Raw genomic sequence first — 25,419 nt, 5'->3', positions numbered from 1 at the left:
GAGACGCGACCTACTCGCAGAAGTCGGCGAGCAGGTCGAGCACGCGCAGCGGGTCGGGCAGCGGACGCCCGTCGGGCGGCCTGATCCAGCTCACGACCCCACCCGTGGGCGTGGTGGACGGCGGCGCGAGCACGAAGCTGTCCCGGCAGTGCCAGCGCAGCCCCGGCGTGCTGTCGATCGTCTCGGGTCCCGCGTCGAGGCTGCAGGACCACCACTCGTCCTCGTCCTCGGGCGCCCCACGCGTGGCCACGAAAAAAAGCACCCGGTCGCCGTTCTCGGCGACCGGGCCCGTGTCGAAGCCTGCGGCGTCCATGGCGGCCAGGGCGGGACGGCCCGCCGAGGCCGGTACGTCGAACACGTCGAACACCCTGCCGGTGGGCAGGATCACGTTCGCGTCCGGATCCTGTTTCCACCACCGCGTGAGCAGCGCCGTGTCCGTCGTGGCCTGCATCTGCCACGCGGGCGACAGCGGGTGCATGCCGGGGTCGGGACAGCCGACCCGGTCGCAGGAGCACGCCCTGCCTCCCTCGCTCAGCGGGTGGGCGCCCATACAGCTCGCCCAGCCCAACTGCGCGTACTCGAGCACCGACGTCATCTTGCGCGGCGCGTGATGCGCACGCCGTTTCGCACGTCGGGCCAGCGGTACCCCCACCATGGCGCTCCTCCCCACAAGCGTCACACCCGCTGCCCTCCTGCGATACGCAAGATGCTCGCGGTACGTACCTGATAATGCCTTCTGCCCGATTGCGGCTTGGCAGGACCCCCCTGATGAGGTGTCAGGATAGTCCGCGGGCGACCTCGGTGGCCCAGTAAGTGAGGATCATGTCGGCACCGGCGCGGCGGATCGCGATCAGCGACTCCATGATCACCCGCTCCCGGTCGATCCAGCCGTTGGCCGCCGCCGCCTCGACCATCGCGTACTCACCGCTGACCTGGTAGGCCGCGACCGGCACCTCGACGGTGTCGCGCACCTGCCGCAGGATGTCGAGGTAGGCGAGGGCGGGCTTGACCATGACGGCGTCCGCGCCTTCGGCCAGATCGAGGCGCACCTCGCGCAGCGCCTCGCCGATCGGACCGGCCGGATCCTGCTGGTAGGCGCTGCGGTCGCCGAACTGCGGCGCGCACTCCGCGGCGTCGCGGAACGGCCCGTAGAACCCGGAGGCGTACTTGGCGGCGTACGCCAGGATCGGGATCTCGGCGAAGCCGCCGGCGTCGAGGGCCGCCCGGATGGCGCCCACCTGGCCGTCCATCATGCCGCTGGGCGCGATCATCTTGGAGCCGGCCGCCGCCTGCGCGACCGCCGCCGACGCGTAGCGCTCCAGCGTCGCGTCGTTGTCCACCTCGCCGTCGGCCGTCAGCAGGCCGCAATGGCCGTGGTCGGTGTACTCGTCCAGGCAGGTGTCGGTCATCAGCACCAGGGCGTCGCCCAGGTCGGAGGCGAGGTCGCGCAGCGCCACCTGGACGATGCCGTCCGGGTCGTCGGCGCCCGAGCCCCGGGCGTCCTTGTGCGCGGGAATCCCGAACAGCATGATCCCGCCCACGCCGGCCTCGGCCGCCTCGTGGGCCGCCTTGCGCAGCGACTCGCGGGTGTGCTGGACGACCCCGGGCATGGAGCCCACCGGCTGCGGCTCGGCGATGCCCTCCTTGACGAACATCGGCAGGATGAACTCGGCCGGGTGCAGCCGCGTCCCCGCGACCATCCGGCGCATCGCGGCGGTACGGCGCAGCCGCCGGGGCCGCGCCACCGGGTATTGGGCGTTCACAATGGTCTCCCGCTCCGGATCGCGCAGGCCCGCCGGATGTCCCCGGCGGGCCGCAGGCGAATCAGTTCATTTCACGCGTCGCCGCGCGCCCCTGCGCATCTGGGACGGACGACGGGGCACTTCGCCCGCCGAGACGGCGGCGTGCCGCATCTTCGCACCATAGTCCGCCAGCGCGGCGGCGAGAGCCGAAGCGGACGGCTTGTCGGCCATCACGTCGACCCGCAGGCCGAACTCCTCGGCCGTCTTCGCCGTCTGCGGACCGATGACCGCGATCACCGTGACGTTGTGCGGCTTTCCCGCGATGCCGACGAGGTTCCGCACGGTCGAGGACGAGGTGAACAGCACGGCGTCGAATCCGCCGCCCTTGATCGCCTCGCGGATCGGGGCGGGCGGCGGCGCGGCGCGCACGGTCCGGTAGGCCGTCACGTCGTCGCACTCCCAGCCGAGCTGGGTCAGCCCCGCCACCAGCGTCTCGGTCGCGATGTCGGCCCGCGGCAGCAGCACCCGGTTGATCGGGTCGAGCATCGAGTCGTACGGCGGCCACTCGGCCAGCAGGCCCTCGGACGACTGCTCGCCCGTCGGCATGAGGTCGGGCTTCACGCCGAACTCCACCAGCGCCCGCGAGGTGGCCTCGCCCACGGCGGCGACCTTGAGCCCGGCGAACGCCCGGGCGTCCAGGCCGTACTCCTCGAACTTCTCACGCACCGCCTTGACCGCGTTGGCGCTGGTGAAGGCGACCCACTCGTAGCGGCCGGTCACCAGGCCCTTGATGGCGCGGTCCATCTGCTGCGGCGTGCGCGGCGGCTCGACGGAGATCGTCGGCACCTCCTCGGGCACCGCGCCGTACGAGCGCAGCTGCTCCGACAGCCCCTTGGACTGCTCCTTGGTGCGCGGCACGAGCACCCGCCAGCCGAACAGCGACTTGGTCTCGAACCAGGACAGGCGGTCGCGCATGCCGACGGCGTCGCCCACCACGACCAGCGCGGGCTCGGTCATCCCGGCGTGCTTGAGGTCGGGACCGAGCCGCCCGAGCGTGGAGACCACCGTGTACTGCTCGGTGGTCGTGCCGTCGCTGGTCACCGCCACCGGCGTCGAGTCGGGCTTGCCGCCCGCGATCAGCGCCTTGCTGATCGGGACCGCGTCCGCGACGCCGTTGTAGATCACCAGCGTGCCCTCGCACGCGGCGTGCTTGGCCCAGTCGTCCACCTGCGCGGCGTCCACGATGCGGAACTCCGGCACCGACGCCGCCGGCGGGATGCCGGCGTACGTCAGCACGGCCGTGGCCGGCGGCACGCCGGGCACGATCTCGAAGTCCACGTCCGCCTTGGCGCAGGCGGCCACCTCGTCGGTGACCGAGGAGAAGAAGGACGGGTCGCCCGAGCACAGCCGCACGACCGTGCGGCCCGCCTTGGCGGCCTGGATGGTCTTCAGCGACACCGAGTTCTCCGCCGCGTCGGCGGAGATGTCCACGACCTCGGCGTCCTCACGGCAGTGGCGCAGCAGCGCGCCGTACGCCTGCCGGTCGAGCACGACGACGTCCGCCCTGCCCAGCAGGTCGGCGCCGCGCAACGTGAGCAGGTTCTCGTCACCGGGGCCGGCGCCGACGAAGGCGACGAACCCGGACCGGGTCTGCGTGCTGTGATTCGCGGGGCTCAACGGGCCTGCTCCCCCATCAACGTGTCGGCCCCCTCGGCGATCATGGCTGCCGCGAGTTCGCGGCCCATCTCCACAGCCGTCGTAGAGGGTCCGGAGGCGGACTTGCGCACCGACCGTGCGCCGTCGACGGCGACGACGGTGGCGGTCAGATTGAGAATGTGCCCGTCACCGGAGGCGAAAGCACCTACCGGGGCCGCGCAACCGGCCTCGAGGGCGGCGAGCACCGAGCGCTCGGCGTCCACCGCGGCCCGCGTCGGCGGGTCGTCGACGGCGCGCAGCAGCTCGATGAGATCGTCACGGTCGGCCAGGCACTCGACGGCGAGGGCGCCCTGCCCGGGAGCGGGCAGCATCTCGTCGACCTCGAACACCTGGGCGATCTCCCCGTCACGGCGGATCCTGACCAGCCCTGCGGCGGCCAGCACGACGGCGTCGAGCTCGCCCGACGTCACCTTGCCGATGCGGGTGTCCGCGTTTCCCCTGATGGGGACGTAGTCGAGATCCGGCCGGAGCAGGCGCAGCTGGGCCACCCGGCGCGGTGAGCCGGTGCCGACGCGGGCGCCGGCGGGCAGGTCGTGCAGCTTGACCGGGCCGACGAGCGCGTCGCGCGGGTCGTCCCGCAGGGTGATCGCGGCCATCGCGATCCGCTCGTCCGGCTTGGTCGGCAGGTCCTTCAGCGAGTGGACCGCGAAGTCGACCTCGCCGGCGAGCAGCCGGCCGCGCAGGTCGTTGACGAACACGCCGGTGCCGCCGAGCTGGGTCAGGTGGGCCCGGGACACGTCGCCGAACGTGGTGACGCCGACGAGCTCCACCTCCCGGCCGGTCAGGGCGGTCAGCCGGTCGGCGACGATCTGCGACTGCGTGGTCGCCATCAGGCTCTTGCGGGTGCCGAGCCGCAGGGGGACGGTCACTGTTCCACCTCCAGGCTCGCGACGACTTCGGGCGTCTTCGGGTCGAGGCCGAACAGCTCGCGCAGCGCCTCCGCGTACTGGTCGCCGCCCGGAGACGCGGCCAGTCGCTTGACCCGTACGGTCGGCTCGTGGAGCAGCTTGTCCACGACCCGCCGTACAGTCTGGGTGATCTCGTCGCGCATCCGCCCGTCGATGTCCGGCAGGCGGGACAGCAGCCGGCCCATCTCCGTCTCGACCACCCCGGCGGCCTTGCTGCGCAGGGCCACGACCGTGGGGGTGACGAGCGCGGCGCGCGCGGCGTCGAGGTAGGCGGCGACCTCCTCGGCCACGATGCGCCTGACCTCGCAGATCGCCTCGGCCCTGCCGCCGTCGGAGACGTCGTCGCCCACGCCGTCCTGCTGCATCGACTTCAGGTCGACCAGCGTCACGCCGGGCAGGTCCCGTACGCCGGGGTCCACGTCGTGGGGCAGCGCGAGGTCGAGGACGAACAGCGGCCTGTCGCGGTCCCCGATCGTCTCCGGGGTGATGGTGCGGGTTCCGGCGCCGACGCAGGAGATGACCAGGTCGGCCTCCGCCAGCTCGGCGGGGACGTCGGCCAGGTCCGCGGCCCGCCCGCCGACCGTCTCCGCGAGCCGTTCCGCCCGCTCGCGGGTGCGGTTGGCGATGACGATGTCGGTCACGCCCGCGCGGGACAGGGTCGCGGCGGACAGCGAGCTCATCGAGCCGGCGCCCACGACCAGGGCCCGCCTGCCGGTGATCGGGCCGAGCACCCGCTCGGCGAGCGTCAGCCCCACCCCGACCAGCGACGCGCCGGCCCGGTCGATGCCCGTGTCGGCGTGCGCACGCTTGCCCACGCGCAGCGCGTGCTGGGCCAGCTCGTTGAGCGTGGTCCCGGCCGTGCCCTCCTCCTGCGCCAGGCGCAGCGCGGTCCGGATCTGGCCGAGGATCTGCCCCTCGCCGATCACCATGGAGTCGAGCCCGCAGGCGACGGTGAACAGGTGCTGGACCGCCCGGTCCTCGTAGTGCACGTACAGGTGCCGCGCGAGCATCTCCTGCGGCAGGCCCGAGTGCGCGGCGAGCATGTTCGTCACCGCGGTGACGCCGCCGTGGAACCGGTCGACCACGGCGTAGACCTCGACGCGGTTGCACGTCGAGACGACCAGCGCCTCGGACACGTTCTCGTCGGACTGCACGTCGTGCAGCAGCTTGACGAGCGCGTCCCCGCTGACCGTGACACGTTCGAGCAGCGCGACCGGCGTGGTCCGGTGGCTCAGGCCGACGACGAGGACACTCATGAGCTCGCTCCGATCGATGGCTCACTCACATGACCACCCCGTCCGGCCACTCCTCGGCCATGATGGGCCCTCCATTAGCCTTGCGCTGCTCGTGGAACGCAAGTATCTGCAGTTCGATGGATAAATCGACTTTACGGACATCCACGCCGTCAGGCACAGCCAAGACGACGGGGGCGAAGTTCAAAATACTGGTGACACCGGCCGCGATGACACGGTCGCAGACCTGCTGCGCCGCCGTGGCGGGGGTGGCGAGCACCACGATCGAGACTCCGCGCTTCTTGATCACCGACTCCAGCTCGTCGGCGTGCTCGACGACGAGACCCGCGATGCGATCGCCCACGACGTGCGGATCCGCGTCCAGCAGGCCCGCGATCCGGAACCCGCGGGAGGCGAATCCGCCGTAGTTGGCCAGCGCCCGGCCGAGGTTTCCCACGCCGACGATGGCCACGGCCCAGTCCTGAGTGAGACCAAGCTCACGCGATATTTGGTAGATGAGGTATTGCACGTCGTAGCCCACGCCCCGGGTGCCGTACGACCCGAGGTGGGACAGGTCCTTACGAAGCTTGGCGGAGTTCACCCCGGCGGCGAGCGCGAGATCCTCCGAGCTCACCGTCGCCGTGCCCCGTTCGGCCATCCCGTTGAGTGCGCGCAGATAGAGCGGCAACCTCGCCACGGTGGCGTCGGGGATGCCGCGGTCGCGGGCCTGCGGGATACGGCGGATCACTTGCCGGGGCTCCAGGGGGACGGACGGCCGGTTGCGCCCCCGGCCGCATAGCGGATGCGACGGATGAGTACCAGGCTAGTGCCTTTGTGAAGCTATGCACAAAGTCGATCGTGCGGCTTCCCTCGCACTCAAGGGTCCCAGGAGGGGGCGGCGGTCTCCATTCCGGGCCGGAGGGATCGCGATAATCGAGAGCATGGCCCCTCGAGACCACCGGATCACGCTGCTCGGCAAGCCCGGCTGCCATCTGTGCGACGACGCCCGCGCGGTGATCGAGCGCGTGGCCGCAGAGCTGGGCGTCCCCTGGGAGGAACGCGACATCACCGCCTCGCCGGAGGACCAGGCCGAGTACTGGGAGATGATCCCCGTCGTCCTGATCGACGGCGTGCAGCACGACTACTGGCGGGTCAACGAGAACCGCCTCCGCGAGGCCCTGCAGCGCTGAGGCCGGGGCCGGAGTCGTCGCGGCCACCCTGATCCGGCTCAGGGTCGTCTCGTCCGGACGGATGAGCCCGACCTTGGTCAGTGGGGACGATGCCGGGCTCGTGAACCGCTGCGAACCTCCTGCTTATGTCCATACGAGCACTGAGCGCGGCGATCGCGGGATCCATCGCGATCTCTCTTCTGCCCCTGCCGGCGGCGGCGGCCGAGAACCATCCAGGGTTACGCCAGGCCCTCCTGCAACTGACCACCGGCGACGACGTGCCGGGAGCGCTGGCGGAGATACACGACCGGCACGGAGACGTGACGATCACCAGTGGGGTGCGGGACACGGTCACCGGACGACCGGTGCCGGCGAACAGCAGGTTCAGGATCGGCAGCAAGACCAAGACGTTCGTCGCCACTGTGGCGCTCCAGCTCGTCGCCGAGGGCAAGATCGAGCTGGACGCGCCGGTCGACCGTTACCTGCCCGGCCTGGTGGCGCCCGACATCACCGTACGCCACCTGCTCCAGCACACGAGCGGCCTGCCCGACTATCTGGCGCTGCTGAACCCCGCCGACATCGTGGCCCACCGCTACGACCACTGGAACCCGATGGACCTGGTCGAACTCGCTCTGCGGCACCCCTCGGAGTTCCCCGCAGGCACCGACTGGAGCTACTCCAACACCAACTACCTGATCGTCGCCCTGATCATCGAGAAGGAGACCGGCAACACCTACGGCGCGGAGATCCGCAGGCGCATCCTGCGCCCGCTGCACCTGAACGCCACCTCCGTCCCCGAAGACGCGCTCGGCATTCCCGGCCCTCACCCCAGCGGATACCTCAAGACCGGCGAGGGCCTGCTCGACATCACCCGTCTCAACCCCACGGTCGCCGGGGCCTCAGGCGGGATGATCTCCAGCGCGTCGGACCTCAACCGCTTCTACGGCGCCCTCCTTGGCGGCCGCCTGCTACGTCCCGCCGAGCTGAAACAGATGATGACGACCCGCCCCATAGGCCCCGACGGCAGCGGCTACGGCCTGGGGCTGATGAGCACACCGCTGCCCTGCGGTGGAGTGCTCTGGGGTCACAGCGGCGACATGCTCGGCTTCAGGACCAGCGGCGGGGCGACCCTCGACGGCAGGCAGATAACGGTGATGACCAACCTGTACCGCATCGACGGCGTCCACAACGCCGACCTCGACTCAGTGGTCACCGCCGCCCTGTGCGAGACCCCCTCATGATCGAGGGGGCCTGCGTTCAGAGGATCTGGCGGGTGGGGAGGGGGACCACCTTGGCGGCGTTGACGCTGAGCTCGATCACGTTGGCCGCCAGCACGTACCTCACCCGCTCGGTCGCGAACCGCTCCATGTGCGGCTGCCGCTGGTGCTCGCCGTAGCCGACCTCGTCCCGGTAGAGCTCGTAGACGATGCGCTGGAGCGGGGCCGACTTGACCGCGTGGCAGACGAACAGCAGCGTGTCGGGCTCGTTGCGCTGGACGGCCTCCACCGTCTCCTCCGCCAGCTTGTCGAACGCCTCGCCAGAACCGTCGAGCAGCGTGAAGACGGTCAGCAGGCCGTAGATGCCGGGGGCCGGCTTCACCGAGCCCCCCTGACCGGCGGGGCGGCCCGCCTGCTGCGGCCCCTGCCGGTCCCCCTGCCCGCCGCCCTGGCTGCTCATGGCCGGGCGGGACCTGCCGCCGAACCCCACGCCGAAGCTCGCGGCGAGGTCGGCCGGGTCGGGGACCTCCGCCCCGGGATAGAGGGCCCCCGTGGCGGGCATCGCCCGGTCGGGCTCGGCCGGAGACGCCGCGGGCATGCCGTACTCGGGCCGGCGGGGCTGGCCGTACTGGTCCGCGGCGAGAAGCTGGCCGGTCGCGGGCCCGCCGAACTCGTCGGCGGGCGAAGGACCGTCCGAGGGCCGCATGCGGGCGGCGTAGTCGACCTCGCCCTGCTCTCCCGCCCGGTATTCGGCCACCAGGTCGCCGAGCCCGGACCGGCGCGGCGCCCCCGGACCTCCAACTCCCGGAACTCCCGCCGCTCCCGGCATCCCGGGTGGAACCGCGCCCGGTCCGGCGGAGCGGCCGCCCTGGGCTCCGCGCGGCGGCGCGGGCGGCCCGGAGGGCGCGGAGGGCACGCGTGTCTCGGCCCGCAGGGCGCTGTCGGCCCGGCCGCCGCGCCGACCCTGCCACTCCTCCTCCGGGGCCTCGTCGTCCTCGCCCTCGTCGTCGTACGGCGCGAGCGGCCGGGCCACGGCGTACCAGACGCCTCCGGCGGAGGCGGCCAGCACCGGGACGACGACCAGCCCCGGGAGCCCGAACTCGAGCACACCCGAGATCGCCATTCCCGCCGGGGCGAGCACGACGGTCGCGTTCATGTTGTCGACGTCGTACTCGTCGCCGTCCCGCCAGGCCATCACCGCCATGGCGAGGCAGAGCAGGAGCATGAAGACCACCAGGCCGTGGACGCCGCGCAGCAGCCACTCCGGCCAGAGGTCCCAATGGGTCGGCCCGTCGGGCAGCGACTTGCCGAAGCCCGCGGTGACGACGGGGTCGAGCACCATGATCACCGTGCCGACGACCGTCAGCGCGGCGCCGAGGAGCCAGCCGGCGAAACGGGCGCCGCCCTTCTCCGCGAGGAGCTGGATGACGCCGATCGCCAGCCAGATCGGCGCCAGCAGCGAGCCGGTGATCTGGTAGACCCGGAACGTCACGGGCCCGAACCCGGTGAGATGGCCGACGGCGATGGCTCCGAGCGACAGCGCGAGCGCGCCCGTGGCGATGCTCCACGCGATCAGCCAACCGGCCGGCTCGTCACGGAGACGCCCGACGAGGACGCCGGTGGTGATGCCGGCGAGCAGTGCGCCGGCGAACGCGAGGAGAGCGACGAGGACTTCCATGGTGGCTCCCATGCTGCCGGACATCGGCTTCCCACCGGTAGCCGGTCACCCTGTCCGGGAATGTCACCACCCGCGTCTCCACTCCTGAAGTCGATTCCTCCACCCGAACGGATTGTGTAATCTCCCGTTGATTTCTAGAGTGTTCGAGCACGCCGACTCCCCTTCCCCCATGGGATAACGGATGCCGAACACGTGGCCGTTGGCCGGGCTTTCCCCTCCGGTCGCAGCAGGAGCAGCGCAACCCGCGCGTTCCGCCGATCTCTCCGATCGCGCGCACGAGCACGACGAGATGCGAAGCCTCGTGCTGCGCGCCAAGACCGGCGACAGCGAGGCGTTCGGCGTGCTCTACGACCACTATCTGGAGCTGGTCTACCGGTACGTCTACTTCCGGGTCGGCAGCCACGCGCTGGCCGAGGACCTGACGAGCGAGACGTTCCTGCGGGCGCTGCGGGGCATCGCCGAGTTCACCTGGCAGGGCCGCGACTTCGGCGCCTGGCTCGTCACGATCGCCCGCAACCTCGTCACCGACCACTACAAGTCGGGCCGCAACCGCCTCGAGGTGACCACCGCCGAGATACTCGACACGCCCCTGGACGGCCCGCACATCCCCGAGAACGCGGTCGTCACGAACATGGTCAACGAGCGCGTGATGCAGGCGATCAAGCAACTCGGCGCCGAGCAGCAGGAATGCGTGATCCTGCGCTTCCTGCACGGGATGTCGCTCGCGGAGACGGCGGTGATCATGGGCAAGAAGTCCGGGGCGATCAAGGCCCTCCAGTTCCGGGCGATCAGGGCGCTCGCCCGGGCCCTCCCCGACGATCTCGGCTGAGACCCCCGTAACCATTACCCATACCCCATCGTTGGGCATGTGGCAGGTCGGATCTTCAGGCGGATCTCGCGGGCCGGCCGGGAGGTGACGAACGCTTCCCAGGACTCCGCGAGCAGATCTCCGCTGGCGTCAAGCGGGGGATGGCGGGAGCGGTGATGGGCTGGTGGCGACCCTCGCGCCGTGCGGGCGGCCGGTCGTCGTCCCGCACCCGCAAGGACGCCGGTCGCCGCTTCCCGCTGCGCGGCCGGCCGTCGGCCCGCACCCGCGGGGTCGCCGCACGTGTGGCGGGCCTCCGCTCCCTGCTGGGCGGCGGCCCGAGACCGGAGTTCCGCGAGAGGCTGCGGGCCGATCTGATGCGGGCCCACGCCGCCGAGCGCGCCGCGGGCAGGCACGCGGTGGGAAAGCACGCGACGCCCCCCGCCACACCCCCGCGGCCCCGCCGGCCCCTGCTCGTACGGCTGCGCCCCCTGCTGGTGTTCTGCGTGCTGCTGGCGGGGATGTTCGGCACGGGTGTGCGCACCTACCACGCCGTGCCCGGCGAGGTGCTGTACCCGCTGAAGAGGATGGCGGAGTCGACCGTGCTCGGCCTCGCATACGACGAGGAGGAGCTGGCGCAGCGGCAGATGGTCGCGGCGCGGCAGCGGGCGGCCGAGACCGCCTCACTGGTGGACACGTCGACCCCGGAGCGCCGCCGGCTCATCGGGCAGACGCTCGACGACATGGAGACGACCACCAGGGCCGCGCTGAGCCGCGTCGCCCGGCAGGGGCGCGCCGACGGCGAGGCGCGCGAGTTCGCCCGTGAGCAGCGCCATCTCGTGGAGCCGCTGCTGCCGAAGCTCGACCGGGAAAATCGCGACAAGGCCAACCAATACCTGAGTTATATCGATTCGTTCACCGGTTCCGGACGTTGACACGTCATGTCCCGCTCCCGTTCCGTACACTCTCCGGCGGTTAAGCTGATGAGTCATGAGGCGGCTATTGCGACGGCGGGAAGAGGCGGAGATCGCCGGCGAGGTGGCGGCCGCCGCGGCGGTGTCCGTCCCCGAGGTCGTCCCCGACCTTACGGCGGCGGCGTTCTTCGACGTGGACAACACCATGATGCGCGGTGCCTCGATCTACCACTTCGCCCGTGGGCTGGCGGCGCGCGGCCTGTTCACCAGCCGTGACCTCATGAAGTTCGCGCTCGGGCAGGCGTGGTTTCGCGTGCGGGGCAACGAGAACCCCGAGCACATCGCCAAGGCCAAGGAGATGGCCCTCGCCTTCGTCGCCGGGCTGAAGGTGGACGAGGTCGTCCGGCTGGGCGAGGAGATCTACGACGACGTGATGGCCGACCGCGTGTGGCAGGGCACCCGCGCGCTGGCCCAGGCGCACCTGGACGCCGGGCAGCGGGTGTGGCTGGTCACCGCCACGCCGGTGGAACTGGCCCGGGTCATCGCGCAGCGGCTCGGGCTCACCGGCGCTCTCGGCACGGTCGCCGAGACCGCCGACGGCGCCTACACCGGAAGGCTCGTCGGCGACCTGCTGCACGGCCCGGCGAAGGCCGAGGCCATCCGGGCGCTGGCGCGCCGCGAGGGCCTCGACCTGGCCCGTTGCTCGGCCTACAGCGACTCGGCCAACGACCTGCCGATGCTCTCCCTCGTCGGGCGCCCACACGCCATCAACCCCGACAGCGAACTGCGCGAGCACGCCAGGGAGAACGGCTGGGAGGTCCGCGACTTCCGCACGGGCAGGAAGGCGACGATGATCGGCCTGCCGATCGCCGCGACCGCGGGGGCCATCGCGGGCGGCGTCGCCGCCGGGATCGCCCTACGCCGCCACTACCGCTCCGCTCTCTGACATCGTCGCTTCGCTCTCTGACGCCGTCGCTCCGTTCTTTGACCACCCGGTCAGTGGCTGGCGGACTCCGCGGAGGACTCGCGTACGCCCATCAACACGGCCGTGACGGCCGTGACGGCGACGAGCGCCACGGCGATCCACAACGTGAGCTGGATCGCCCCCAGGGCCGCGCTGCCCGCGTCCACATGCGACCGGACGTCCGCGGTGAACCTGTGGAGGAACGCGGTGCCGAGAACGGCGACGCCGAGGGTGCCGCCGAACTGCTGGACCGCGTTGAGCAGGCCGGCGGCGGAACCGGTCTCGTGCGCCCGCACCCGTGACAGGGCCGTGGTGAAGAACGGGACGGTGAACAGGCCGTTTCCCGCTCCGCTGAGCGACAGCGCCGCGAGCAGGGGCCAGGGGTAGCCGTCGGCGGGTGCGGCCCGGTAGACGGCGACGGCGCAGACCAGCCCGGCGAACAGAGCGGCGAGCCCGACCAACATGATCTTCGCTCCGTGGCGGGGCACCAGACGCGCGCCGGCGTACCAGGAGGCCACGGCCATGGCGGCCGACCACGGGAGCAGGGTGAGCCCGGCGGTCAGGACGTCGCTGCCCAGCCCCAGCTGCACCTGCAGGACGATCGCCACCATCAGTCCGTTCATCACCGAGAAGAACAGCGTGGAGGTCGCCAGCGCGGCCGGGAAGGCCCGGTCGCGGAACAGGCTCGGTTCGATCAGCGGGCTGCGGCCCCGCCGGGCGCGGTGACGCTGGTGCCACCCCAGGACCGCGAGGACGACGACGCCCGCGGCGAGAGCGATCCATACCCAGGCGGGCCAGCCGGCGGCGTCGCCCTGGATGAGGGGATACACGATCAGGCCGGTGCCTAGCACGGCCAGCCCCGTGCCGGGCAGGTCGATGCGGGGAGGGTGCGGAGACCTGCTCTCCCGCAGGGCCGGCGCGATGGCCAGGACCACGGCGGCGAGGGGAACGTTGACGAGGAACGCCGCCCGCCACGACAGGCCGAACAGGTCGACGCGGGTGAGAACCGCGCCGAGCACGGGCCCGCAGACGGCGGCCAGGCCCATCACCGGCCCGATGGACCCCATGGCCTTGGCCAGTTCGTCCCCCTCGAACATGGTCCGGATCAGTCCGATGGTCTGCGGAATGATGAGCGCGGCCGCCGCTCCCTGGACCGCACGTGTGGTGATGAGCGATCCCGGACCGGTCGCGCAGGCGCAGATCGCCGACGCCAGCGCGAAGAGGGCGACCCCGGCCGCGAACACCCGCTTCCGGCCGACGAGATCTCCCAGGCGGCCGCCGGGCACCAGCAGCACGGCGAAGGGCAGGGTGTAGGCGGCGCTGAACCACTGGATGTCGGACTCGGCACCGCCGAAATCGCCGTGGATCACCGGCGCGACCACCGTCGTGATCGTGGCGTCCAGCAGGTTCATCGCTTCGGCGACCAGCAGCGCGAGCAGGGCCGCCCACCGCCGTCGATATGCCGTCGTGGCGACGGTGTCCTCCAATACGGGCATGACTTGTCCTTCCGGGTGGCGTCGTGGGCACGCAGCAGCCTGAGGCGTACGAATGGGACGTTCCAGCCAGAGGGACAAATTTGCGGATTTCTTCCATCAGTGGTGAAACGGCGAGAGAATCCGACGATGCTGGATGAACTTGACCGGGGTCTCGTCCATGCCCTGCACGTCGACGGGCGAGCACCGTTCAGCCGGATCGCCGAGGTCCTCGGCGTGTCCACCCAGACCGTGACGCGGCGTTACCGGCGGCTGCGCGCCGAGGCCGGGCTGCGCGTCGTCGGCCTGCCGGAGCAGGACCGCACCGGCCAGGCGCAGTGGGTGGTGAGACTCACCACGACCCCCACGGCGGCTCAGGCCCTGGGGCACGCGCTGGCCCGGCGCCCCGACACCTCCTGGGTCAAGCTGGCCTCCGGAGGCACCGAGATCTTCGCGATCGTCCACGCGGCGGACGACAGCCGCCTGTCACGGTCGCTGCTGCTGCACGACATTCCCCGCACGTCCGGGATCACGGCCGTCTCGGCGCACCTGCTGCTCCACACCTATCTGGGCGGTCCGACCGCCTGGCGTGGACGGCTGCGGACCCTCAGCGACGAGCAGCAACGGACACTCGCAAGACCCCCCGCGACCGGTCACCTCGACCAGGTGAGCCTGACGGACGGCGACCGCGCCCTCATCGACGCCCTGCGCCACGACGGCCGCGCCGGCTATGCCGAACTCGCCGCGGCCACCGGCTGGTCCCCGGCCACCGTGGCGCGCCGCCTGGCCGAGCTTCGCGCCTGTGGAGCCGTCTTCTTCGACGTGGAGATCGACGTCGCCGGCTACGGCGTCACCGCCCAGGCCCTGCTGTGGATGGCCGTCGCGCCTGCGCATCTGGACCAGGTCGCGGCCACCCTCGCCACGCACGACGAGCTCGCCGTCGTCGCGGCCACCACCGGCGCCACCAACCTGCTCGCCCACGCGCTCTGCGCCGGCCCCGCCGACCTGCACCGCTACCTCACCCGCAAGCTCGGCAGGCTCGACCAGATCCGCACCCTGGAGACGGCCCCCGTCCTGCACACGCTCAAGGCGGCCGGGCACCTCACCCCCGTGGCCGCGCGGCCGGGGTTCCGCCCGGCACGCACCTGAACGGCGGTCAGGCCGCGGACCGGCCCGGCGTGGCCCGCTCGATCAGACCGGCCAGCTCCCGGTTCACCAGCTCGGGGCGTTCGAAGCCGATCATGTGGCCGGCGCCGGGGATCCGGACGAACCGGGCGCCGGGCAGCGCCTCGGCGATCCGGCGGCTGTGGGCGAGCGGGGTGAGCCGGTCTCGCTCTCCCACCATGACCAGCGTCTGCGTCCGCTGGAGCGCCTTCAGCGCGGCGAACTTGTCGTGCACGCGGAAGTCGCGGAAGAACCCGACCATGACCTCCGTCGGCGTCGCCGCGGCCATCGCGTTCACCAGCCGGATGTGCCGGCGGTTCGCCCCCTTGCCGAAGGCCACGTACCGGGTCACCGGCAGGTTCGTCCAGTCCTTCACGCGGGGCCGCGCGTCGATGACCGCGGCGCGGGCCAGCATGTTCTCGAACAGCAAGGGCGTGACGCGGGGAGCCAGCCGCCCGAGCGGCCCGGGGAGGCCGAAGGTGGTGGCGTCGAGCCCGCCGGAGGAGGTGCTGAGCAGCGCCGCGCCGGCCACCCGCGACTCGACCAGGGCGGGGTGCCGGTCCGCGAGCGCCATGATCGTCATGCCACCCATCGAGTGGCCGACGAGGACGACGGGCAGCCCCTCCGGCACGGCGGCCTCGATGACGGCGGCCAGGTCGTCGCCCAGCCGGTCGATCGTGCACGCCTCCAGCGCCCCGGCCGAGGAGTCGCCGTGCCCGCGCTGGTCGTAGAAGACGAGCGTGCCCAGGCCCGCCAGGGCCTCGCGCTGGAGCTGCCAGCACTGCCGGTTCATCAGCCAGCCGTGCGCGAAGACGACGGCGCAGCGGGGATCGGGGTGGTCGTCGATCTCCACGGCCAGGCGGACCCCGTCGTCGGTCGTGACCGTCGTCCGGCGCCCGGACGCGCCGTCCGGAGTCGCCGCGGTCTTCGCCCGTCTGGTCTGGATGCGTCGCGCGGTGCCGATCGCCAGGCCGAGGGCGAGCCCGGCGAGGGCGGCGTTCCGCCCCTTGCTCATGGTGCTCCTCCGGGGTGAGAGTGAGCACACCATACCGACCAGTAGGTCTCTTTGTTAGACCCAGCCCCCAATAATTCTCAGACGCCCTTGCGGTACAACGTCGCGGTCGCGCTGTAGGCCATCTCGCGGCCGGAGCCGTTCGGAAAGTAGGGTGCCGACGACCTGACTGCTGACCGTGGCCGTCGTGTCGAGCGCGCGGGCGATGCCGAAGTCGATCACGCGGGGGCCGTCGGCGCCGAGCAGCACGTTGATGAAAGCGAGCGAAGTCGTCCCGATCTACGTCACTAAAGCAGCAGGAGCCCCGGTTGTCACATCACGATCGGGGGAAACGCGGGGCCCCGGCGCAGCCGCAGCGCGTCGAGCTGCCGTTGCACGGTCTCCCGGACGTGGTCGGTCAGGTCGAAGACCAGCATGGGGTCGTCGGCCTCCTCCGGGGCGTACTCGTCGGTCCGGATCGGCTCGCCGAACTCGATCAGCCACTTGGACGGCAGCGGAAGCAGGCCGAGCGGCCCGAGCCAGGGGAACAGCGGCGTGATCGGCAGGTAGGGCAGGCCGAGCAGGCGGGCGAGCGCGGGAATGTCGCCGATCTTGGGGTAGATCTCCTCCGCCCCCACGATGGCGCACGGGACGATCGGCACGCCGGCTCTGATCGCCGACGCGACGAACCCGCCCCGGCCGAACCGCTGGAGCCGGTAACGCTCGGAGAACGGCTTGCCGATGCCCTTGAAGCCCTCGGGGAAGACGCCGACGACCTCGCCCTTGCGCAGCAGCCGGTCGGCGTCCTCCGGGCAGGCGAGCGTGTGCCCGGACTTGCGGGCCAGGTGCCCGAGCACGGGAAGCTGATAGACCAGGTGCGCCCCGAGCAGGCGCAGCGGCCTGCCCAGCTCGTCGTGCACCGCGACCTGCAGCATGAGCGCGTCCACGGGCAGCGTGCCGGAGTGGTTGGCCACGATCAGCGCGCCCCTGTCGGCCGGCACATTGCCGAGCCCGAGGGCCTCGGCCCTGAACCAGTGCCGGTAGAGCGGGCGCAACGCCTCCAGCAGCACCTTCTCGTTGAGCTCGGGGTCGAAGCCGAACTCGTCGATCTCGTACTCGCCGGTGACCCTGCGCCGCAGGAACGCGAACAGCTCGGCGAGCCGCTCGTCGGCCGTGCTCCCCTCCGCGTTTTCGTGCGTACGCCGGCCCTGGAAGTCGTCCATCAACGTCCCGTTACGAAGTCGGCCAGCCAGTCCACCAGGGCGCGCGGCAGGTCGCCGGGACCGCCGCGCGACCTGAGGAAGTCGTCGAACGCCGCCGCCGTGCTGTACTTCGGCCGCCAGCCGAGCTCGGCCGCGAGCCTGGTGGTGTCCACCGCCCGGCCGTGGCTCATGAGCGCGAGCTGCTCGGGCGAGAAGTCCACCAGCCGCGCGCCCCGGGCGAGCCCGCTGACGAAGCGGAAGGCGGGGGACGGCATCGGGATCACCGGCCGGCCCGTACGCCGCGCGCACTGCGACAGCAGCAGGACGCCGTCGCCCGCGACGTTGAACACGCCCGGGTGGTCGGCCCGCGCCGTACGGCACAGCACCTCGACGGCGTCGTCCTCGTGGACGAACTGCAGCCGGGGATCGAAGCCGAGCACGGTGGGCAGCACCGGCTGTGAGAAATAACTCGTCAGCGGTGAGTCGACGCGCGGCCCCATGAGGGTGGCGAACCGCAGCGTCGTCGTCGTCACGTCGGGCCGGCGCCGGGCGAAGCCCCGCACGTACGTCTCGACCTCGGTGGCGTCCCTGGCGTACCCGGAGTGCGACACCTCGACGGGCTCGGTGTCCTCCGTGAACACGGCGGGAGCGTGCGGCGAGGAGCCGTACACGGCCGTGGTGGACCGCACGACCACCCGGCGCACCGTGGCGGAGCGCTGACACGCCGCGAGCAGCTGCATCGTCCCGATGACGTTGTGCTCCTTCATGGCCGGCCGACCGCCGCCGGTGCCACTCGCCCGGCCGCCGCCGGGGCCGCTGACCAGGCTGAGGTGCACGACGGTGTCGACGTCGGCGTCCCTGATGACCTTGATCAGGTCGGGACTGCGCAACGCGACCCGGACGAACTCGGTGCGGCCGAGCACCGCGCCGTCCTCCCCGGCAGGGGATGGCGGCGGCGCCGTGTCCACGCCGATGACCCGGTCGATCTCCGGGTCGGCCGCGAGCGCGATCGCCACACGAGCGCCGATGTGACCGGAGACACCGGTGACCAGCACGGTACGAGTCATCGACGCCTCGCCGGGGGTGTGCGTGTTCACGGTCGCCCGGTCCCTGAGGACCGGTGCGCGCTCCGTCTCGGCTACTTCTTGTTGCGCCGCTGGATGCGGGTCTTCTTCAGCAGCTTGCGGTGCTTCTTCTTGGCCATGCGCTTGCGGCGCTTCTTGATCACAGAGCCCACGGGACCCCCAGGTGAAGGTGTGACTGTCAGACCGGCGCGCGAGCGCACACCGGCTCAACAGACTACCGGCGATCCGTGGTAGATCGCTCCCCCGGGGGACCCCGCGTCGGCCGGGAGTCGGCCACGCCGCCGTCAAGCGTGGTCGCCTGCGTGGTTCACCCTGCTTCGATGAACGCGTCCCGCAAGTAGTCGTGGACCGCCTGCTCGGGCACTCTGAAGGACCGGCCGACACGGATGGCCGGTAACTCCCCGGAGTGCACGAGCCGGTACACGGTCATCTTGGACACCCGCATGACGGTCGCCACCTCGGCCACCGTCAAGAACTTCACCTCGCTGAGAGGTCTTTCGCCTGCACCCATCGGACGCCTCTTCCGCACGTGTTTCCGGGTTATCCCCACTGGTGCCATTGCTCACGCACGTGTACTGCCGTCAGCGTAAGTCCGGACTCCGAGTAGGCAAACCCCTCATTTCATCAGTCAACGGAGCCGTGAGCCGTCAAAATCGGGAAAGTCGCTGGCAGCAGCCGGGCCGTGCCCCTCGCCTCAATCTTGGAACGGACCAACTTCTCTCACATTAGAGTCGCCCAGGCACACAAAAAAGTTGGCAAACGGTCGACACACAGGCGCAAAAACGGGCGCGAAATGCCCGGTTTGGGAGGTCCGGAAGGGGAGTCAGAGGCTGCGCGCGACCCGGGCGAGCAGGTACGCCGTCAACGGAGCGTAGAAGCGGGGAAGCACATTGTCATCCAGGGGAACGGTGACGGCGATCTTCCCCTCGGCCTCGCCCACGAACAGCGCGGGGTCGTTGCTGTCGGCGAAGCCCACGGTCTCGACCCCGGCCTCGCCCGCGGCCCCCGCCCAGCCGTGGTCGGCGATCACGAAGTCGGGCCGCTCCTCGGCGAGCATCGCCTCCATCGGCGCCGCCTCGTGGGTGTGCACGAACGTGCCCCGGTCCTCCAGCATCGCCACGCCGTCGAGGTAGCGGATCCGCCTGCGGCGGCCGAGACCGCCGACGTACGTCCACCCCTCGGCCGGGAAGAGCAGGGTCGCTCCGTTCCTCGCGAGGAACCGCGCCAGCGCGAGGTGGACGGTGAGCAGGCCGGTGGGGTGACCGGTGGCCAGCACGATCCGGGGCGCGCTGCGCCGCAGCACCTTGGCGATCCGCTCGCCCATCTCCTCGACGGCGTCGATGGTCCGCTCGGGGTCGATGGTGTCGGGGCCCTCGCGATGGCCGGGATCGGCCGTCACCCCCGCCTTATCGGCCATCAGCGCCAGCACCTCGCGGTAGGACCACTCGCCCTCGAAGGTGAGCCCGAAGAGGTAGTGCGGGTCGCGCAGCGCGAGCGACCGGTAGTGGTCGAGGTTGTTCTCGCGGCTGGTCGCCACGTCACCCGCGATGGCGGTCCGGACGAGGTGTTCGCGCAACTCGGCTCGGGTGGGAGGGGTCACGACAGGTACAGCGCTCCTCGGCTCGGCGTGATTCCGTACTTCTCACGGCATGGGGTCCAGGCCGTGGAAGGGGAACACCGCCTTCCTGGTCGCGATGACGGCCCGGTCGACGGCGTCGGCTGGATCGTACCCTTCCGAGATGTCCCGCCATTGCGGGTGCCGCCCGTCGGTCATGGTCAGGGGTGGTATCTCCCCGGTGCGCTTCTCCACGTACGTCCGCCAGGTCGCCGGTGTGGCGGTCGACGGCTCGACGGGGCGCCCCAGCGTCTCGGCGATCAGATGCGTCCACGCCCGCGGCACGACCTGCACCAGTTCGTATCCCCCGCCGCCCACCGCGATCCACCGGCCGCCGGCGGTCTCGTGGGCCAGCCGGTGCAGCGCGGCGTACGCCGTGCGCTGCCCGTCCAGGCTCAGCATGAGATGGGCCAGCGGGTCGAGGGCGTGGCTGTCGCAGCCCTGCTGGGTGACCAGGATCTGCGGCGCGAAGGCGCGCAGCAGCGGCGGGACCACCGCGTGGAAGGCGCGCAGCCACCCGGTGTCGCCGCATCCGGCCGGCAGCGCCACGTTGACCGCGGTGCCCTCCGCGCCCGTCTCCTGCGGGAAACCGGTGCCGGGGAACAGGGTGCGCGGGCTCTCGTGCAGGCTGATCGTGAGCACCCTCGGATCGTCGTAGAACGCCGCCTGCACGCCGTCGCCGTGGTGCACGTCCACGTCCACGTACGCGATCCTCGTCGCGCCCTGCGACAGCAGCCACGCGATGGCGACCGCCGGGTCGTTGTAGACGCAGAAGCCGCTGGCGGCGCCGGGCATGGCGTGGTGCAGCCCGCCCGCGACGTTGATCGCGTGCTCGGCCTCGCCCGTCCACACCGCCCTGGCTGCGGCCAGTGACGCGCCGGTGACCAGGGCGGACGCCTCGTGCACGCCCACGAAGGCGGGGTTGTCCTCGGTGCCGAGCCCGTAGCGCAGGTCAGGGCGGCCGTCCTTGGAGACGTTCTTGACCGCCTCGATGTAGTCCCGGTTGTGCACCAGCGCGATCTCGTCCTCGGTGGCGGGGACGCAGCCGGTCATCTCGGCGCCGTCGAGCACGCCCAGGTCGCGGGCGAGCGCCATGGTGAGCTCCACGCGTACGGGCGCGAGCGGATGGCCGGGGCCGAAGTCGTACGAAACCAGAGCGTCGTCCCAGACGACCCGCACCGCCTGACTCATGCCGCGACGGTACCGCACGGGTCGTCACCGGCGTTCATCCGGGCGTCACACGCCCGATCAGTCCATACCCCGTTCAGTCCGTACCCCGTTCAGTCCGTACGCAGCGCGACGACCGGGTCGAGCCTGGCCGCCCGCCGGGCGGGGGCGACGCCGAAGAAGACACCGACGGCCGCGGAGACCCCGAAGGCGAGCACGATCGACCACCAGGTGATCGACGCGGGCACCGGCGAGACCGCCTGGATCAGCAGCGCCCCGCCGACTCCGGTCAGGATGCCGATCACACCGCCGATCGTGGTCAGCAGCACGGCCTCGATGAGGAACTGGCCGAGGATGTCGCGGCCCCGGGCGCCGAGTGCCTTGCGCAGGCCGATCTCCTTGGTGCGCTCCCTGACGCTGACCAGCATGATGTTGGACACCCCGACGCCGCCGACCAGCAGGGAGATCCCCGCGATGGCGGCCAGCACGCCGGTCAGCATGCCGAGGACCGTGCCGATCGTGCCGAGGAGCTGGGTCTGCGTGACGGCCGAGAACGTCTCGCCCGGATAGCGGGCGTCCAGCGCGGCCACGACCCGCCGCCGCAGCGGTTCGATCTCGTCCGGGCCGGAGGCGCCGACGGCGATGCCGTTGATCCTCGGCAGCCCGATCAGCCGCTGGGCGGTGGTGACCGGCAGGTGCACCTCCTGGTCCCGCGCCACCCCGAACGTGGATCCGACGGTCTCGTAGACGCCGATCACCCGGAACCGCACCCCCGCGATCGTGACCTGGCGGCCGATCGGATCGACGTCCCCGAACAGCTTGGCCGCGACCTCCGAGCCGAGGATCACCACGCGCCGCCGCGTGTCCACGTCGGTCTCGGTGAGATAGCGGCCCCGGCGCAGCGGCCGGTCGAAGACGTGGGGCATGTTCTCATCGGTCCCGGTGAGCGTGGCGAACACCTCCACGCGGCCCACCCGGACCGGCTCGCCGGAGTTCACCGCGACCGTCACCTTCGACGGATCGCCGACCACGCGCCGCACGTACGCGACGTCCGACAGGTCGAGGCGGCTCTGCGTGGGGGCCGCGCCCAGCCCCACCTGGCCGGGGACCACGAGGATGATGTTGCTGCCGAGCCCCGCGATCTCCTTTTCCACGGCGTTCTTGGCCCCGGTGCCGATGGCGACGAGGATCACGACCGAGAGCACGCCGATGATCACACCGAGCATGGTCAGCATGCTGCGCAGCCGGTTGACCCGCAGCGCCTCCACCGCCATCCGCAGCGCCTCGGCGGTCCTCATGAGTCGCGCTCGATCCGGCCGTCGCGTACGTGGATCTGGCGGCGGGCCCGGCCGGCGACCTCGGCGTCGTGAGTGACGAGGACGACGGCGACGCCGCCCTCGTTGAGCCGTTCGAGCAGGCCCATCACCTCCTCGCCGTTGCGGGTGTCGAGGTTGCCGGTGGGCTCGTCGGCCAGCAGCACCCGGGGATCGCCCACCAGCGCCCGGGCGATCGCCACCCGCTGCTGCTCGCCGCCGGACATCTGGGACGGCCGGTGCGTGAGCCGGTGGCCGAGCCCGACCGCCTCCAGCGCCGCCCTGGCCCGCTCCCTGCGCTCGGCGCGGGACACGCCCCGGTAGACCAGCGGCAGCGCCACGTTGTCGAGCGCGGACGTGCGGGCCAGCAGATGGAAGGACTGGAACACGAAGCCGATCGTGCGGTTGCGCAGATCGGCCAGTCCGGCGTCGTCGAGCGTCGCCACGTCCACGCCGTTCACCCGCAGCGTGCCGGAGGTCGGCCGGTCGAGGCAGCCGAGCAGGTGCATCAGCGTGGACTTGCCCGAGCCGGACGGGCCCACGATCGCCGCGAACTCTCCCTGCCCGATGCGCAGGCTCACCCCGCGCAGCGCGTCGACCAGCACCCCGCCGTCCAGGCGGTAGGACCGGGTGAGGCCGATCGCCTCGAACGCCGGGACGGGTGCGCCGGTCGCCCCCGGCGTCGCCGCCGTGGCGGGCCCGCCGGCACGCTCGTCGCGGCTCACGACAGCGACTGGCCGGGGCGTACGGCGTCGGCGCCCTTGACGACCACCCGCTCACCGGGGGACACCCCGCTGAGGATCTCCACGACCGCGTCGCCCTGCGCGCCCAGCCGGACGACCCGCCGCTCGGCCCTGCCGCCGCGCACCGCCCACACGATCGTCTCCCTGCCGCTCGTCACGATCGCCGACGCGGGCACGGCGGTGGCGTTCTCCGACCGGCGTACGGCCAGCCGCACCACGGCGCTCATCCCCGGCTTGGGCGCGGGGGCCGCGCTGCCGTCGTCGTAGGCGCCCCGGCCCAGGCGCAGCCGTACGGGATAGCTGACCCCGCCGGTCGCGCCCTCCTTGGGGGTGACCCCCACGCCCGTCACGCTGCCGGTGTACGTCGCGCCGGTCACCGCGTCGAACTCGACCTCGGCCGGCGTGCCCCTGCGCACCAGCAGCACGTCGGTCTCGTCCACGTCGGCGGACAACGTGAGCACCGACACGTCGGTCACCGTGACGATCGGATCCCCCGCGGCCACCGGGACCCCGGTGGCGATCGTCCCGCCGGAACGGCCCGCGGGAGCGGCCGCCGCGGCTCCCGCCTGACTCGCCAGCCCCGCCGGCAGCTGCGAGACCAGCGCGCCGAGGCCGGCCGCGCCCGCGGCCGGGGACGCGCCGCCGAGCGTGACCACGCCGCCGAACGGCGCCCTGACGACCAGGGCGTCCACGGTCTGCTCGGCCGCGTGCACGGCCGCCCTGGTCTGCGACCTCGACGCGGCCCGCAGGGACGCCATGGACGCGCTCAGCCCGCTCATCCCCGCGCTCACCTGGCCGCTCACCTGCGACAGCGTCTGGTCGAGCGAGCGGGTCAGCCCGTCGAGCACCTCGCCGAGCGCCCGCCGCTGGGCCCGCTGACGCTTGTCGGCGGCGTCGATGGCGGCCAGCAGCCGTGCCCTGGTCGCACGGTCGCCGATCGACCTGGCCGCCTTCCTGGCCTGGGCGAACGAGCGGGCGACGTGCACGTCGAGCGAGCTCGGCAGCCGCGGGCGCGGCAGCCGCACGCTCACCGGAGCGCCGCCCGCGCCGCCGAAGGAGACCGGACGGGCGGCCTGCCTGTCGGCCTTCCGTGCGGCGGAAAGCTGCCGCCTGGCCTGGGGAGAGCTGATCCTGGCGAGGATCTGGCCCTTCTTCACCGTGTCGCCGTCCTGGACGTACAGGTGGGCGACCGTGCCGGAGGCGGGGGCGGTCAGGGTGGCCGTCGCACGCGCGCCCACCGTCGCCGGGGCCTCGACGACCTCGCTGACGGTGGTTCTGGTGACCACGGCCACCGGGGCCTTCTGTGGTTCTGAGGACGTGCACCCGGCGGCGAGCAGGACGGCGAGCAGCGGGACGACCCCGCGACGAGACGTCACCCGCCAATCGTAAAGGGATGGTCATCCGCCGTCCCGGGAATGCGGTCGGCACAGGGAATACCGGTCAGCACAGGGAATACCGGCCAGCACAGGGCATCAGCGCGGCAACCGGCGCACTGTCCGCGAACCGGGGTGAGCGTCTTGTGTCAGCCGGCGGCGAGACGGCGGCTGCGCTCGCAGGCCGCCTCGATGGCATCGAGGAACGCGGCCCGCACCTTGTGGCGCTCCAGCTCGGCGATGGCGGAGATCGTGGTGCCTCCCGGCGAGGTCACGGCCTCGCGCAGGATCACCGGGTGCTCCCCGGAGTCGCGCAGCATGATCGCGGCGCCGACGATCGACTGGGTGACCATGTCGAGGGCGGCGGCGCGCGGCATGCCCAGCAGGATCCCGGCGTCGACCATGGCCTCGACCAGGTAGAAGAAGTACGCCGGGCCGCTGCCGGACAGGGCGGTGGCGGCGTCCTGCTGCGACTCGGGGATGCGCAGCACCTTGCCCACCGGGTTGAGCAGTTCCTCGGTGCGCTTGAGGTGCTCCTCGGAGGCGTGCGCCCCGGCCGAGATGACGCTCATGGCCTCGTCCACCAGGACGGGCGTGTTGGACATGACGCGGACGACCGCCACGCCGTCCCCGAGCCTCGCCTCCACGAACGCGGTCGTGATGCCGGCGGCCACCGAGATCACCAGCCGGTCGGCGGCCACATGCGGGGAGATCTCGGTCAGCAGCGCGCCCATGTCCTGCGGCTTGACCGCGAGGATCAGGGTGTCGGCCAGCTTGGCGGCCTCGGCGTTGCTCGCGACCCGCACGCCGTACCGCTCGCGCAGCGCCTCGGCCCGCTCGGGCCTGCGGGCCGTCGCCACGATCTCGTCCGGCCGCAGACCGGCGCGTACCAGCCCGGAGAGCAGGGCCTCGCCCATCTTTCCGGTCCCGAGAATCGCGATCATTCCTG

Annotated in this window: 25 protein-coding genes; 6 read left to right on the top strand and 19 right to left on the bottom strand. The window is 71.8% G+C overall.

The features are described 5' to 3' along the window. Positions 1–10: 10 nt before the first annotated feature. The 6 genes from HHX35_RS07570 to HHX35_RS07545 all read right to left on the bottom strand — a co-directional run bounded on the left by HHX35_RS07570 (position 11) and on the right by HHX35_RS07545 (position 6,346). Positions 11–655 carry a bifunctional DNA primase/polymerase gene (locus HHX35_RS07570; RefSeq protein ID WP_182898132.1) on the bottom strand — a complete coding sequence of 215 codons (645 nt, stop codon included), beginning with the start codon at positions 653–655 and terminating at the stop codon, positions 11–13. 121 nt (positions 656–776) lie between these two features. After that, positions 777–1,763, bottom strand: coding sequence for a porphobilinogen synthase (gene hemB, locus HHX35_RS07565; RefSeq protein ID WP_182898131.1), 987 nt, complete (start codon positions 1,761–1,763; stop codon positions 777–779). A gap of 66 nt (positions 1,764–1,829) precedes the next feature. After that, positions 1,830–3,419 (bottom strand): uroporphyrinogen-III synthase, encoded by a 1,590-nt coding sequence (locus HHX35_RS07560; protein ID WP_139574068.1) that lies wholly within the window; start codon positions 3,417–3,419, stop codon positions 1,830–1,832. Continuing rightward, positions 3,416–4,288, bottom strand: coding sequence for a hydroxymethylbilane synthase (gene hemC, locus HHX35_RS07555; RefSeq protein WP_220505189.1), 873 nt, complete (start codon positions 4,286–4,288; stop codon positions 3,416–3,418). The genes HHX35_RS07560 and hemC overlap by 4 nt, the downstream gene beginning before the upstream one ends. A 35-nt stretch (positions 4,289–4,323) precedes the next feature. Continuing rightward, the gene (locus HHX35_RS07550; protein ID WP_182898129.1) at positions 4,324–5,622 is read right to left on the bottom strand and encodes a glutamyl-tRNA reductase; all 1,299 of its coding nucleotides are present in this window, start codon (positions 5,620–5,622) and stop codon (positions 4,324–4,326) included. Between the two features lie 25 nt (positions 5,623–5,647). Then, on the bottom strand, positions 5,648–6,346 hold the full coding sequence (locus HHX35_RS07545) for a redox-sensing transcriptional repressor Rex (protein WP_139574065.1): 699 nt from the start codon (positions 6,344–6,346) through the stop codon (positions 5,648–5,650). A 193-nt stretch (positions 6,347–6,539) separates the two neighbouring features. Here HHX35_RS07545 and HHX35_RS07540 point away from each other — a divergent pair, with 193 nt between their 5' ends. Both HHX35_RS07540 and HHX35_RS07535 read left to right on the top strand, forming a co-directional pair. Further along, positions 6,540–6,788: a glutaredoxin family protein gene (locus tag HHX35_RS07540; protein WP_182898128.1), complete on the top strand. Its 249-nt coding sequence runs from the start codon at positions 6,540–6,542 to the stop codon at positions 6,786–6,788. A 125-nt stretch (positions 6,789–6,913) separates the two neighbouring features. Next, positions 6,914–8,008 carry a serine hydrolase gene (locus HHX35_RS07535; protein WP_182898127.1) on the top strand — a complete coding sequence of 365 codons (1,095 nt, stop codon included), beginning with the start codon at positions 6,914–6,916 and terminating at the stop codon, positions 8,006–8,008. 16 nt (positions 8,009–8,024) lie between these two features. On the opposite strand, the gene HHX35_RS07530 is transcribed toward HHX35_RS07535, so the two are convergent. Further along, positions 8,025–9,662 (bottom strand): hypothetical protein, encoded by a 1,638-nt coding sequence (locus tag HHX35_RS07530; RefSeq protein ID WP_182898126.1) that lies wholly within the window; start codon positions 9,660–9,662, stop codon positions 8,025–8,027. A 289-nt stretch (positions 9,663–9,951) separates the two neighbouring features. Between HHX35_RS07530 and HHX35_RS07525 the strand changes: the two genes are divergently transcribed. The 3 genes from HHX35_RS07525 (at position 9,952) to HHX35_RS07515 (ending at position 12,327) form a co-directional block, all read left to right on the top strand. Beyond that, positions 9,952–10,491 (top strand): sigma-70 family RNA polymerase sigma factor, encoded by a 540-nt coding sequence (locus HHX35_RS07525; protein WP_259404832.1) that lies wholly within the window; start codon positions 9,952–9,954, stop codon positions 10,489–10,491. 155 nt (positions 10,492–10,646) lie between these two features. Further along, a complete protein-coding gene (locus HHX35_RS07520; RefSeq protein WP_182898124.1) occupies positions 10,647–11,402 on the top strand; it encodes a DUF5667 domain-containing protein in 756 nt (251 codons plus the stop codon). Between the two features lie 55 nt (positions 11,403–11,457). Further along, complete coding sequence (locus tag HHX35_RS07515) at positions 11,458–12,327, top strand: HAD family phosphatase (RefSeq protein WP_182898123.1); 870 nt, start codon at positions 11,458–11,460, stop codon at positions 12,325–12,327. 50 nt (positions 12,328–12,377) lie between these two features. On the opposite strand, the gene HHX35_RS07510 is transcribed toward HHX35_RS07515, so the two are convergent. Continuing rightward, the gene (locus HHX35_RS07510; protein WP_182898122.1) at positions 12,378–13,841 is read right to left on the bottom strand and encodes an MFS transporter; all 1,464 of its coding nucleotides are present in this window, start codon (positions 13,839–13,841) and stop codon (positions 12,378–12,380) included. Between the two features lie 126 nt (positions 13,842–13,967). On the opposite strand from HHX35_RS07510, the gene HHX35_RS07505 reads away from it, so the two are divergent. After that, entirely contained in the window at positions 13,968–14,966 is a 999-nt protein-coding gene (locus HHX35_RS07505) for an Lrp/AsnC family transcriptional regulator (RefSeq protein WP_182898121.1), read from the top strand. Positions 14,967–14,973: 7 nt separating this feature from the next. Here the strand turns inward: HHX35_RS07505 and HHX35_RS07500 are convergent, their stop codons facing one another. From HHX35_RS07500 to proC, 11 genes are all read right to left on the bottom strand, one after another. Next, on the bottom strand, positions 14,974–15,996 hold the full coding sequence (locus HHX35_RS07500; RefSeq protein ID WP_182898120.1) for an alpha/beta fold hydrolase: 1,023 nt from the start codon (positions 15,994–15,996) through the stop codon (positions 14,974–14,976). 308 nt (positions 15,997–16,304) lie between these two features. Continuing rightward, positions 16,305–17,195, bottom strand: coding sequence for a lysophospholipid acyltransferase family protein (locus HHX35_RS07495; RefSeq protein WP_182898119.1), 891 nt, complete (start codon positions 17,193–17,195; stop codon positions 16,305–16,307). After that, on the bottom strand, positions 17,195–18,241 hold the full coding sequence (locus HHX35_RS07490) for an NAD-dependent epimerase/dehydratase family protein (RefSeq protein WP_182898437.1): 1,047 nt from the start codon (positions 18,239–18,241) through the stop codon (positions 17,195–17,197). Before HHX35_RS07490 ends, HHX35_RS07495 begins: the two co-directional genes overlap by 1 nt. 71 nt (positions 18,242–18,312) lie before the next feature. After that, complete coding sequence (locus HHX35_RS07485) at positions 18,313–18,411, bottom strand: 30S ribosomal protein bS22 (RefSeq protein WP_018654693.1); 99 nt, start codon at positions 18,409–18,411, stop codon at positions 18,313–18,315. A gap of 155 nt (positions 18,412–18,566) precedes the next feature. Next, positions 18,567–18,770 carry a helix-turn-helix domain-containing protein gene (locus tag HHX35_RS07480; protein WP_030456159.1) on the bottom strand — a complete coding sequence of 68 codons (204 nt, stop codon included), beginning with the start codon at positions 18,768–18,770 and terminating at the stop codon, positions 18,567–18,569. Positions 18,771–19,082: 312 nt separating this feature from the next. Then, complete coding sequence (locus tag HHX35_RS07475) at positions 19,083–19,859, bottom strand: phosphatase (RefSeq protein ID WP_182898118.1); 777 nt, start codon at positions 19,857–19,859, stop codon at positions 19,083–19,085. Positions 19,860–19,901: 42 nt separating this feature from the next. After that, positions 19,902–21,065, bottom strand: a complete 1,164-nt coding sequence (locus HHX35_RS07470) for an acetoin utilization protein AcuC (RefSeq protein WP_182898117.1) — start codon at positions 21,063–21,065, stop codon at positions 19,902–19,904. Positions 21,066–21,154: 89 nt separating this feature from the next. Continuing rightward, the gene (locus HHX35_RS07465; RefSeq protein WP_182898116.1) at positions 21,155–22,339 is read right to left on the bottom strand and encodes an ABC transporter permease; all 1,185 of its coding nucleotides are present in this window, start codon (positions 22,337–22,339) and stop codon (positions 21,155–21,157) included. Beyond that, on the bottom strand, positions 22,336–22,995 hold the full coding sequence (locus HHX35_RS07460) for an ABC transporter ATP-binding protein (RefSeq protein WP_396779926.1): 660 nt from the start codon (positions 22,993–22,995) through the stop codon (positions 22,336–22,338). The genes HHX35_RS07465 and HHX35_RS07460 overlap by 4 nt, the downstream gene beginning before the upstream one ends. Positions 22,996–23,075: 80 nt before the next feature. After that, entirely contained in the window at positions 23,076–24,473 is a 1,398-nt protein-coding gene (locus HHX35_RS07455; protein ID WP_182898114.1) for an HlyD family efflux transporter periplasmic adaptor subunit, read from the bottom strand. A 146-nt stretch (positions 24,474–24,619) separates the two neighbouring features. Beyond that, positions 24,620–25,414, bottom strand: a complete 795-nt coding sequence (gene proC, locus HHX35_RS07450; RefSeq protein WP_139574049.1) for a pyrroline-5-carboxylate reductase — start codon at positions 25,412–25,414, stop codon at positions 24,620–24,622. Between the last annotated feature and the right edge of the window lie 5 nt (positions 25,415–25,419).

This window comes from Microbispora sp. H10830 (genome assembly GCF_014161375.1).
Taxonomy (GTDB): domain Bacteria; phylum Actinomycetota; class Actinomycetes; order Streptosporangiales; family Streptosporangiaceae; genus Microbispora; species Microbispora catharanthi.
Note: the sequence above shows the minus strand (reverse complement) of the source record. Positions and strands in the feature narration are given on the sequence as shown.